The sequence below is a fragment of the Pseudomonas fluorescens genome (genome assembly GCF_900215245.1).
Lineage (GTDB): Bacteria > Pseudomonadota > Gammaproteobacteria > Pseudomonadales > Pseudomonadaceae > Aquipseudomonas > Aquipseudomonas fluorescens.
Window position 1 is genome coordinate 6,136,481 of sequence record NZ_LT907842.1, and the last position, 8,901, is coordinate 6,145,381.

General features: G+C 55.3%; 13 protein-coding genes and 1 tRNA gene. 9 read left to right on the forward strand and 5 right to left on the reverse strand.

The features are described 5' to 3' along the window. The first annotated feature begins 45 nt into the window (after positions 1 to 45). Complete coding sequence (yejK, locus tag CPH89_RS28275) at positions 46 to 1,053, forward strand: nucleoid-associated protein YejK (protein ID WP_053256776.1); 1,008 nt, start codon at positions 46 to 48, stop codon at positions 1,051 to 1,053. Positions 1,054 to 1,096: 43 nt separating this feature from the next. Here the strand turns inward: yejK and CPH89_RS28280 are convergent, their stop codons facing one another. Both CPH89_RS28280 and CPH89_RS28285 read right to left on the reverse strand, forming a co-directional pair. Beyond that, entirely contained in the window at positions 1,097 to 1,309 is a 213-nt protein-coding gene (locus CPH89_RS28280) for a hypothetical protein (RefSeq protein WP_053256777.1), read from the reverse strand. 145 nt (positions 1,310 to 1,454) lie between these two features. Further along, positions 1,455 to 1,736, reverse strand: a complete 282-nt coding sequence (locus CPH89_RS28285; protein ID WP_053256778.1) for a hypothetical protein — start codon at positions 1,734 to 1,736, stop codon at positions 1,455 to 1,457. Between the two features lie 75 nt (positions 1,737 to 1,811). Between CPH89_RS28285 and CPH89_RS28290 the strand changes: the two genes are divergently transcribed. Continuing rightward, entirely contained in the window at positions 1,812 to 2,591 is a 780-nt protein-coding gene (locus CPH89_RS28290; protein ID WP_053256779.1) for a DUF2786 domain-containing protein, read from the forward strand. 40 nt (positions 2,592 to 2,631) lie between these two features. On the opposite strand, the gene CPH89_RS28295 is transcribed toward CPH89_RS28290, so the two are convergent. Beyond that, a complete protein-coding gene (locus tag CPH89_RS28295) occupies positions 2,632 to 2,889 on the reverse strand; it encodes a hypothetical protein (protein WP_053256780.1) in 258 nt (85 codons plus the stop codon). A 93-nt stretch (positions 2,890 to 2,982) separates the two neighbouring features. Between CPH89_RS28295 and CPH89_RS28300 the strand changes: the two genes are divergently transcribed. After that, complete coding sequence (locus CPH89_RS28300) at positions 2,983 to 3,540, forward strand: DUF4406 domain-containing protein (protein WP_081006382.1); 558 nt, start codon at positions 2,983 to 2,985, stop codon at positions 3,538 to 3,540. Here CPH89_RS28300 and CPH89_RS30320 read toward each other — a convergent pair. Then, the gene (locus CPH89_RS30320; protein WP_141125148.1) at positions 3,493 to 4,065 is read right to left on the reverse strand and encodes a hypothetical protein; all 573 of its coding nucleotides are present in this window, start codon (positions 4,063 to 4,065) and stop codon (positions 3,493 to 3,495) included. The two genes, CPH89_RS28300 and CPH89_RS30320, sit on opposite strands and share 48 nt — an antisense overlap. Positions 4,066 to 4,439: 374 nt before the next feature. Between CPH89_RS30320 and CPH89_RS28310 the strand changes: the two genes are divergently transcribed. The 4 genes from CPH89_RS28310 to CPH89_RS28325 all read left to right on the forward strand — a co-directional run bounded on the left by CPH89_RS28310 (position 4,440) and on the right by CPH89_RS28325 (position 6,499). Continuing rightward, positions 4,440 to 4,823 carry a hypothetical protein gene (locus CPH89_RS28310; protein ID WP_053256782.1) on the forward strand — a complete coding sequence of 128 codons (384 nt, stop codon included), beginning with the start codon at positions 4,440 to 4,442 and terminating at the stop codon, positions 4,821 to 4,823. 76 nt (positions 4,824 to 4,899) lie between these two features. After that, entirely contained in the window at positions 4,900 to 5,085 is a 186-nt protein-coding gene (locus CPH89_RS28315; protein ID WP_053256783.1) for a hypothetical protein, read from the forward strand. A gap of 120 nt (positions 5,086 to 5,205) precedes the next feature. Continuing rightward, entirely contained in the window at positions 5,206 to 5,448 is a 243-nt protein-coding gene (locus CPH89_RS28320; RefSeq protein WP_053256784.1) for a DUF4224 domain-containing protein, read from the forward strand. Position 5,449: 1 nt separating this feature from the next. After that, entirely contained in the window at positions 5,450 to 6,499 is a 1,050-nt protein-coding gene (locus tag CPH89_RS28325; protein ID WP_053256785.1) for a tyrosine-type recombinase/integrase, read from the forward strand. 116 nt (positions 6,500 to 6,615) lie between these two features. On the opposite strand, the gene CPH89_RS28330 is transcribed toward CPH89_RS28325, so the two are convergent. Then, a tRNA-Ser gene (locus tag CPH89_RS28330) sits at positions 6,616 to 6,706 on the reverse strand. A gap of 152 nt (positions 6,707 to 6,858) precedes the next feature. Here CPH89_RS28330 and CPH89_RS28335 point away from each other — a divergent pair. Next, on the forward strand, positions 6,859 to 7,530 hold the full coding sequence (locus CPH89_RS28335) for a Bax inhibitor-1/YccA family protein (protein WP_053256786.1): 672 nt from the start codon (positions 6,859 to 6,861) through the stop codon (positions 7,528 to 7,530). Between the two features lie 111 nt (positions 7,531 to 7,641). Further along, positions 7,642 to 8,864, forward strand: a protein-coding gene (locus CPH89_RS28340) for an IS3 family transposase (RefSeq protein ID WP_167422752.1) whose coding sequence is annotated in 2 segments (ribosomal slippage) — positions 7,642 to 7,993 and positions 7,993 to 8,864 — 1,224 coding nt in all. Because the reading frame shifts where the segments join, the coding sequence is not laid out codon by codon here. The last annotated feature ends 37 nt before the right edge of the window (positions 8,865 to 8,901 follow it).

Genomic DNA, 8,901 nt, shown 5'->3' on the forward strand with positions numbered 1-8,901 from the left:
GTTGCATCCGGTAACGGAGGGCGGCGCCTACCTGAGGTAAACGCAATGCCCATTCTCCACAGCGTAATCCACAAGATCGACAAGAAGCCCGACGGCACCCCGGCTGCGCTGCACCTGGCCAGCGCCGAGCAGGAAGATAGTGGCGCCCGCGACGATCTGATGAGCCAACTCAACGAAAGCTACAACGCCACAACCGGAAAGGCCTGGGGCTTCTTCCATGCTGAATCGGGCGTTCACCCGCTGAGCGGCTGGCTTTCCAAATACATGGCCGGCGGATCCAACTTCCTCGAATTCAGCACCGACGCCGTAGAGCACCTGATCAGGCTAATGGAAGAATCGAACCTCAGCACCGGAGGGCACGCCCTCTTCTGCCACTACCAGCAAGGCCTGACCGAATACCTGGTCATCGCCCTGGTGCAGGAAACCGAAGCGGTGACCATGACCAAAGAGCTGCACCTGATGACGGTGAAGCGTCTAGACCTGGATCACATCCGCCTGGCGGCACGCATCAATATCAGCGAGTGGCAGAACAACCCGCAGTCGAAGCAGTACATCTCGTACCTCAAGGGCAAACAGGGCCGCAGGATCAATGAGTACTTCCACGACTTTATCGGTTGCCAGGAAGGGATCGATGGCCCAAGCGAAACCCGGACCTTGCTCAAGGCGTTCAGCGACTTTGTTGAACGTGAGGATCTACCAGAAGAGTCGGCACGCGAGAAGACGCACGCGCTGGTCAGCTACTCCATGGCCCAGGCCAAGGTGGGCCAGCCGATCACCCTCGACGAGCTGTCAGAGCTGATCGACGAAGATCGGCCGAAGAACTTCTACGACTTCATCAAGGCAAAGGACTACGGGCTTTCCGAGACCCTGCCGCCGGACAAGAAGACGCTCAACAAATTCCGGCGTTTCACCGGCCGGGCTGAAGGCATGTCGATCAGCTTCGAAGCGCACCTTCTGGGTGACAAGATCAAGTTTGACGAAGAAGGCGGCACACTGACACTGCGCGGCCTGCCAACGCAGCTCACCGAACAGCTCAAGCGCGCAACGGCCTGAGGCCCAAAGTAGCGCCGCTCTCTGGAAGGAAAGCGGCGCCTGCTTATGCCTTAGCTCGTACGGAAGCGACAGCCGCCTCAACCTCATTCCATGCATTGCTGACGTGTGGATGCTCTGCTTGACGATACTTCGAGTTGTCGATGATTAAGGATTTAGCTTTCTGGCTGATCTTTACCAGGTCCAAATCTAGATCTTGAGCCGCGCCCAACACTGCGACAAGGGCCTGCTCTAAAGCTATTTCACGATCTGTAGCCATTTTCATCTCTCCTTGATCCGGCTCCATGCCGGTCACCCGTAATACCCCATATCAACGAATCACGCCAGCCGGCGAGGATCACCTATGTCTCACCCGCTTGCTCAGATTGCATAAAAAACGCCCCGAAAGGGGCGTTCATTTACTCTTACTTTTGCCCATTGGCGACACTTCGACCACGATCAAAACCCCAGTCAATGGCTTCTTGGACAGTCATGCCTTGAGCATTATCGGTGTAATCCTCGAGGACGGGCTTTCCTTCGGCGGTGTGAACTCCAACAAAAAGCTGGATCTGCCCGCTGCTTAGCTGCCGGCCGCACGCCTCAATAAATACCCCGTTCGGCAGCGTTTCCTCCTTGCTCGAGTAGGGCACGCGTGCAGCTGCCCAATCGAAATACGCTTTTGTTCTTTGACGTGTAATCGGCGCCATTGCCCTACCCCTGGCTCAAAGTTGAACGACGAGTAAGGCACATCATTTCAGTTATCGCCAATCAGCGAGGCCCCTATGTCCGCACAACAGATAGACGAAAAGAAGCTCGATCGCGCGATCCGCAAGATCAAGCACTGCCTGGCCCTGGCACAAAGTGCCAACGAAAACGAGGCTGCAACCGCACTCCGGCAGGCCCAGGCATTGATGCGCGAGTACCGGCTGACTGAGATAGATGTGAAGCTGAGCGACGTCGGTGAGGTTGAGTCGTCCCTGTTCCGCGCCAAGCGACGACCAGCGTGGGATCAGCAGCTGAGCATCGCTGTAGCAGACGCATTCAACTGCACAACCCTGCGGCGCCGTACTTGGTGCTCCGCAAAAGACCAAATTATTGAGTGCGCAACATTCGTCGGCGTGTCTCCCGCCCAAAACATCGCCCTGTACGCGTATGAGGCGCTGCACACCAAGCTTACTCAGGCGCGCAAGGAGTACTGCTCGGGCGTCAGGTCTGGAGTTCATCGCAGCCAGTATTCGGCAGAAACTGCCGGCGATCACTTTGCACTGGCGTGGGTCTGGGAGGTGCAGTCGAAGCTAAAAGCTCTTGTGCCTCAAGGCGAAGATGATCCGCTCGGGAGTCCCGCCACCGGCCAAGACCTCGTCGCGATTCAGGCGCAGGACAAGGCATTGATCAGCGAATATCTCGCTACTCAGGAAATCGGGAAATCCAGGAAAGGTAAGGCGGTAGAGCTGGATCTAAACGCCCAAATCGCCGGGATGCTTGCTGGTAGCAAGGTTGACCTGCACGCCGGCATCGCACGCGGCGGCGAGGACACCATTGCGCTATCCGTAATCGCCTGAGCCCCTCCCCTCCACCGACCCGGCATGGACCAGCTTGAGATTACGATCCAATATCGCGTCTGAACGAATACAGGATGTTGTTTTTTTCGTCAGCAACAATCCATTCCTTGCCGACGGAATCGATCTTACCGACGAGCAAACTGTTTGCCGCATACAACTCATCGTCGATGACTTGGAAGCGCAGAACACCCTTTTCGTCTAACACCGAACCATCAGACCGAATTGGCCCTACGGCCGGCGCGATAGGCCAGCGCCCTGCATAGAGGGTGAATCCACCCTTCTTGAATTCCTCAATCATCCCTATCACTCCGGTTGGCTAAAGGACGAACTGTAGCTGATCCGAGAAATGTCACCACTCCACCGCCCGGGCGTGGCCCGGCACGGACTCACCATGCCTACCGAAAACCGCAAGCCCGACATCCGAAGCATCGTTACCGACTCGCTCGTCGGTATGATCGCCGCTGTTACTCGGACTACGCCGCCGGCGAACGAGCCGCTGCCGTCATTCATCCAGGCACCTGTTGATCGAGCAGTTGACCGCATCAGGTCGTTCCTGCTGCCAGGTGTAACCCTCCAGGCCGCCCGCGCCAACCGCGTCTACGTGGCCGGGCCGATGACGGGCATCGAGGACTTCAACTACCCGGCCTTCAATGCCGTGGCCGACCAGCTGCGCGCCCAAGGCTACGAAGTCGAGAACCCCGCAGACCACGGCATCGTCGAGGGTGCCCAGTGGGCCGACTACATGGCCTACGACCTGACGCGCCTGGGCCTTTGCGGAATGATCGCCCTGCTGCCGGATTGGGAGAAGTCGCAAGGCGCCCGCCTGGAAGTCCTGATCGCCGAACGCCTCGGCATGACGGTTGTGAATGCCCATGATTTGTTAACGAAGAACACTGAAGGGTCAAGAGCTAAAAGTGACCATCCCCCCCTTCAGAGTGCTTTCACCTAGATAGATGATCAACAGGCTTTCGATTTTAGCGTCTGCCCCATCGGTTTTTTTGAACTCGGAGAACCAGGAGTCAACAGAATCGCAGATGTCCCTGCAAAAATGTGCGACATCCAACTGCAAAACATCATCTACTCTATTGCAGTGTCCAGTTGTAGTCGTGAAGTGAAAGCTTGAAAGCACCGACTTTACTCTCTGACCGGTCAGGTCTGCCTCTCCCTGATGAAGCATTGCGCACCTAAGTGCCCAGCAGGCATCCCCATCCATAAAAACTTTTCGCAGTTTAGTTGAGGGATGAACATATGAGTATTTTTCGCCTACGTATCGATTAAACCACGCTGCATATTTCTTCCCATTAGTTTTGTCATTATCTGCCTGAAGCCTAGAGCATATATCAGGCAAGGTTAGTGACATAAATAATGCGGCGTACCAGTTTTCATCGGATATAGATTTTAAAATCGCATTAGTGAACCGCTCCATTGCCTCACCATAATTTTTAGAATTGAGCGGCAATCGTAGCTCAACCACGAGAACTAATCCCTCCCCCTTCAAAGTCAGCCGCTATAGCGGCAAGGACTCAGCGTTAGCAGGGAAGAAATTCGCCTAACCACTCTCGGGCAATCGGGACCGCGTACTCAAGCAGCTCAAGCGGAATATCCGGTACGAACAAAGTCACCTCAAATCGAAGCGTTTCATCATTTCGAAAGATCTCAAACAACGGTCCGCTGTTACCTTTCCAACACTCCATCGCAAGGCCATCGTGCCCTTCGACAACGCTTGAGGCACAGCAAAACCTGTATTCAACTCCGTGTACGAACACATCTCACCTCCAGTTCTAAGGAGGCAACGATACCTCTCCCCTCTATGAATTTGATAGCCGCTATAGCGGCAAGGACGAAGTCATGCCTGAAGAAAAGAGAATCCCCGACGAAACCTGGTCAGCCAACGAAGAGCTGTTCAATTGCGACAGTCTTGGTGAGCTGCTGGACGAGAACGACGACCTTGAAGTAGGGGCAAGCGTTTGGAAGGGAGAGAAATTCCCGGTAAACACCGCTGGCTATGTTGATGCTGGCGACATCATTGAAATGCTCGGCGAGCGCGCCCATGACGATGTGGGTGAATTCGCGGAGGACTGGCCGGATGTTCCTGATGAGGCCCGACAGGAGCTCGACGCACTTCTGTCCGCATGGATAAGCAAGCATTGCCCCGCGACGTTCTACCGCGTGCGCAATGTCGTCGAATACCAGATCACCGCAGATGATATGGCGGATCGGGTGAGGCTATGAATGCCAACTGCAAATAGTCGGGAAACCGTCAGTTCGCCGCGTTGAACATAGGGGCTCATCACACTAGGAGTACCTCATGAAAAAATTTGCAGAAGCAGTCATCGCCATTGCACCCGTGTCCAACCGCAAGTCAAGAAATCGCTTCTTCCGCGACTACGACAGATGGACTAACCACCTGCTTATGCGGCGCCTCATCAACCTTCACGAGCGTCAGGATCTGCGTAAGGAAATCGCAGAGGCCTATTTAGCCTCCTTGATGTAACAACCCCCACTACATCCTGCCGCCTAGCGGCAGGCCCACCTTCTGCCGCCCAGCGCGGCAAGGACACCCCATGAACATAATTAAGACAGCGCGGCCCGCGGTGGCCAGCGGGAGGTAGATATGCAACCAGAAATCCTTTCGGAGGATGAACTGGCCGAGCTGACCGGCTACAAACACCGTGCCCATCAACGAAAGTGGCTGAAAGACCGCAATTGGGTATTCATCGAAAGCCGCGGCGGTAGGCCCCTAGTGGGCCGGATGTTCGCCCGCATGAAGCTGGGCATGACCAACGCCACAATCGTAGATCAAACCCCGCCGCCGGCGCGGCCGACTTGGACGCCTGATTTTTCCAGAGTGAACTGATATGCGCCCCCGTAATACGGAAAACAGGGACTTGCCGCCGGGCATGGTGCGGCGCAAGCGCCCGCGCAAGAACGGCAAAGTATGGGTCGGGTACTACTACCGCGACTCCACCGGAAAGGAAATCCCCTTGGGCGGCGACTTGAGCAAGGCCCGTTTGAAATGGGCTGAGCTGGAGGCGAAGGAAAAACCAGCCGACCTGACCACGATGAAAGGGATCTTCGACAGGTACGAACGCGACGTTATCCCAAAAAAGGGAGAGCGGACCCAGAAGGACAACCTGGCCGAACTTAAACAGCTTCGGCCCATATTTGACGGGGCGCCCATCGACTCGATAACGCCTGCCAACATTGCAGGTTATCGCGATGCACGCTCGGCAAAGGTCAGGGCGAATAGGGAAATCGCCCTGCTTTCTCACGTTTTCAACATGGCGCGGGAATGGGGACTTACCGAGCGGGAGAACCCGTGCCAAGGCATCAGGAAGAACAAAGAAACGCCACGCGACTACTACGCAAACGCGATGGTGTGGGATGCGGTGTATGGGATGGCAGAGCCTGAACTTAAGGAAGCGATGGATCTTGGTTATTTGACCGGGCAGCGGCCCGCTGACGTGATAATCATGCGCAGCGACGATACCGAGGGCGACTACTTCCTGGTGACGCAGGGCAAGACTGGACTGAAGCTCAGGATCTTAATGCGCACTGACGCCGGGGAAAACAGCCTGGGTAAACTTATAAGGGAGATTTCAGAAAGGAATGCACACCACTCCTCCAAGTACCTATTGGTCAACAAGCATGGAAAGAGAATGACGAAGGGCATGTTGCGCTTGCGCTGGGACAAGGCAAGGGAGAAGGCGCAGCAGAAAGCGATCGACCAGGGTGACCCATTGCTGGCTGCGAAGATTGGCGGGTTTCAATTCCGTGATATCCGGCCTAAAGCGGCGTCGGAAATCGTCGACATTGGCGATGCGAGCTTGCTGCTCGGCCATAGTAAACAGGAGATCACAAAGCGGGTTTATCGGAGGATTGGCGCGACCGCCAAGCCCTCCAAATAGGCAAAGTTTCGGAACTCCTACCCGAAAGTTTCGGAACTCCTGCTGTTTGTCCAACTTCGCCGACCAAACCCCAGAAACGCAAAAGCCCCGCTTTCGCGAGGCTTTTGTGTAAATCTTGGCGGGAAACCAGGGATTCGAACCCTGGAGACGCTATTAACGTCCGCCGGTTTTCAAGACCGGTGCATTCAACCACTCTGCCAATTTCCCTTTTGCATCACAGGATTATAGTAGCCCATCCCGTGTCAGCGGGCGCCATAATACCCGAATGAAACACACTGTCAAACTCTTGCCATGGCTTGTTACAGAGCGTCTGTTATGATCCTTGCGACTGAATGTTTCAAAACTGAAGGAGTGTCGCCATGCGCGAACAGAATTACGCAGTGAATGGTAACGCGCAGGCTGAGCAGCTTGAAGTCAGCCGCGTGTTGCGCAACACCTACGGCTTGCTCGCCCTTACCCTCGCATTCAGCGGCGTAATGGCGTATGTAGCGCAGCAAATGCGCGTTGGCTACCCGAATATCTTTGTCGTGCTGATCGGCTTCTACGGCCTGTTCTTCCTGACCAACAAACTGCGCGACTCGGCCTGGGGCCTGGTGTCGGCGTTTGCCTTGACCGGTTTCATGGGCTTTATCCTCGGCCCGATCCTTAACCGTTACCTCGGCATGGCCGGCGGCGCGGAAGTGGTCAGCTCGGCATTTGCCATGACTGCCCTGGTGTTTGGCGGCCTGTCGGCCTACGTGCTGATCAGCCGTAAGGACATGAGCTTCCTGGGTGGTTTCATCACCGCAGGCTTCTTCGTGTTGCTGGCGGCCGTTGTCGCCGGCATGTTCTTCCAGATCAGCGGTCTGCAGTTGGCGATCAGCGCCGGTTTCGTGCTGTTCTCCTCCGTGTGCATCCTGTTCCAGACCAGCGCGATCATCCACGGCGGTGAGCGCAACTACATCATGGCAACCATCAGCCTGTATGTATCGATCTACAACCTGTTCATCAGCCTGTTGCAGATCTTCGGCATCATGAGCCGTGATGACTGATTACTAGCGGCATAAAAAAGGCCCCGCATCGAACGATGCGGGGCCTTTTTGTTGTTAATGTCCCGTCCTGAATAAGGTTTACACCTTCTGACCGATCTTCAGGAGGATTCAATGGATACGGGAAAAAGGCGGAGCCAGCGCGATTACACGCTAGCTTTTAAATTGTCAGTCGTAGATCAAGTCGAAAAAGGCGAGTTGAGTTATAAAGAGGCTCAACGGCGCTTTGGCATTCAAGGCCGGTCCACGGTGCTGGTTTGGTTACGCAAGCACGGCCGACAGGACTGGAGCCAAGGCGCCTCAATCCGAGCGCCGCGGAGCAGGCCGATGACCGACCCCAACCTCCCGCTGACACCCGAACAGCGGATCAAAGAGCTTGAAGAACAATTGGCGCTGAGCAATCAGAAGGCCCAGTTCTTTGAAGCTGTCGTGAACGTCTTGAAAAATGATTACGGTGTGTCCATCGTAAAAAAGCGACCCGGCAAGTCCTCTCGCAAGGGCAAATCCAAGACCTGAGCATTACCAGGGCTTGCCTGTTTATGGGCATTTCGCGCCAAGCGTATTACAAGCGCAACCGAGCCTTTGATGCGAGAGTTTGCCAAGACCAGCAGGTAGTGGAATTCGTTCTGGAAAAGCGTCGTCGCCAGCCGAGGCTTGGGACGCGCAAACTACACCACCTGATGGTAATTGAAGCCGCAGCGGCGCTACGTGTCGGTCGAGACCGCCTGTTTTCCATCTTGCGTGAGGCGCGAGAGCTGGTCCCTCGCAAACGTGCTTATCATAAAACCACGCATAGCCATCATCGCTTCCGCCGTCACCCCAACCTACTCAAAGCTGGCCCGGAACAAGTTGTAGCCAGCAGACCTGAGCAGGTTTGGGTCGCAGACATTACCTATCTCCCAACGCGGGAAAGTGTCGCTTACGTCAGCCTGATAACAGACGCGTACTCCCGCAAAATCGTGGGTCATCATGTGCACGGCAGCCTGCATACGGAGTCGGTGGTCAGGGCACTGCAGAAGGCTGTTAGTCAGCGAAAATCCAATCAACCGCTCATTCATCATTCAGATCGCGGAGCCCAGTATTGCTCCGATTTATACCAACGGATGCATGCCCGGCACGGAATCAGGTGCTCAATGACTGACGGCTATGATTGCTATCAGAACGCGATGGCGGAGAGGATAAATGGGATTTTGAAGACTGAGTTTTTGCTGCATCGTCCCAAAGACCTGGCGGATGCAGTGAAAATGGTGGATGAATCGGTGCAAATCTACAATCGGGAGCGGCCGCACTTATCCCTGAAATACAAAACGCCCGATGCGGTGCATCGGGCGTTTTGAGACTGAAACAGGTGTAAACCTATTTCAGGACTAGACA

Bases quoted from the DNA above. Each gene is read 5' to 3' on its own strand.
- yejK (WP_053256776.1), top strand. From the start codon at position 46: ATGCCCATTCTCCACAGCGTAATCCACAAGATCGACAAGAAGCCCGAC.
- CPH89_RS28300 (WP_081006382.1), top strand. From the start codon at position 2,983: ATGCCTACCGAAAACCGCAAGCCCGACATCCGAAGCATCGTTACCGAC.
- CPH89_RS28310 (WP_053256782.1), top strand. From the start codon at position 4,440: ATGCCTGAAGAAAAGAGAATCCCCGACGAAACCTGGTCAGCCAACGAA.
- CPH89_RS28315 (WP_053256783.1), top strand. From the start codon at position 4,900: ATGAAAAAATTTGCAGAAGCAGTCATCGCCATTGCACCCGTGTCCAAC.
- CPH89_RS28285 (WP_053256778.1), bottom strand. From the start codon at position 1,736: ATGGCGCCGATTACACGTCAAAGAACAAAAGCGTATTTCGATTGGGCA.
- CPH89_RS28280 (WP_053256777.1), bottom strand. From the start codon at position 1,309: ATGGCTACAGATCGTGAAATAGCTTTAGAGCAGGCCCTTGTCGCAGTG.
- CPH89_RS28290 (WP_053256779.1), top strand. From the start codon at position 1,812: ATGTCCGCACAACAGATAGACGAAAAGAAGCTCGATCGCGCGATCCGC.
- CPH89_RS28320 (WP_053256784.1), top strand. From the start codon at position 5,206: ATGCAACCAGAAATCCTTTCGGAGGATGAACTGGCCGAGCTGACCGGC.
- CPH89_RS28295 (WP_053256780.1), bottom strand. From the start codon at position 2,889: ATGATTGAGGAATTCAAGAAGGGTGGATTCACCCTCTATGCAGGGCGC.
- CPH89_RS28335 (WP_053256786.1), top strand. From the start codon at position 6,859: ATGCGCGAACAGAATTACGCAGTGAATGGTAACGCGCAGGCTGAGCAG.
- CPH89_RS28325 (WP_053256785.1), top strand. From the start codon at position 5,450: ATGCGCCCCCGTAATACGGAAAACAGGGACTTGCCGCCGGGCATGGTG.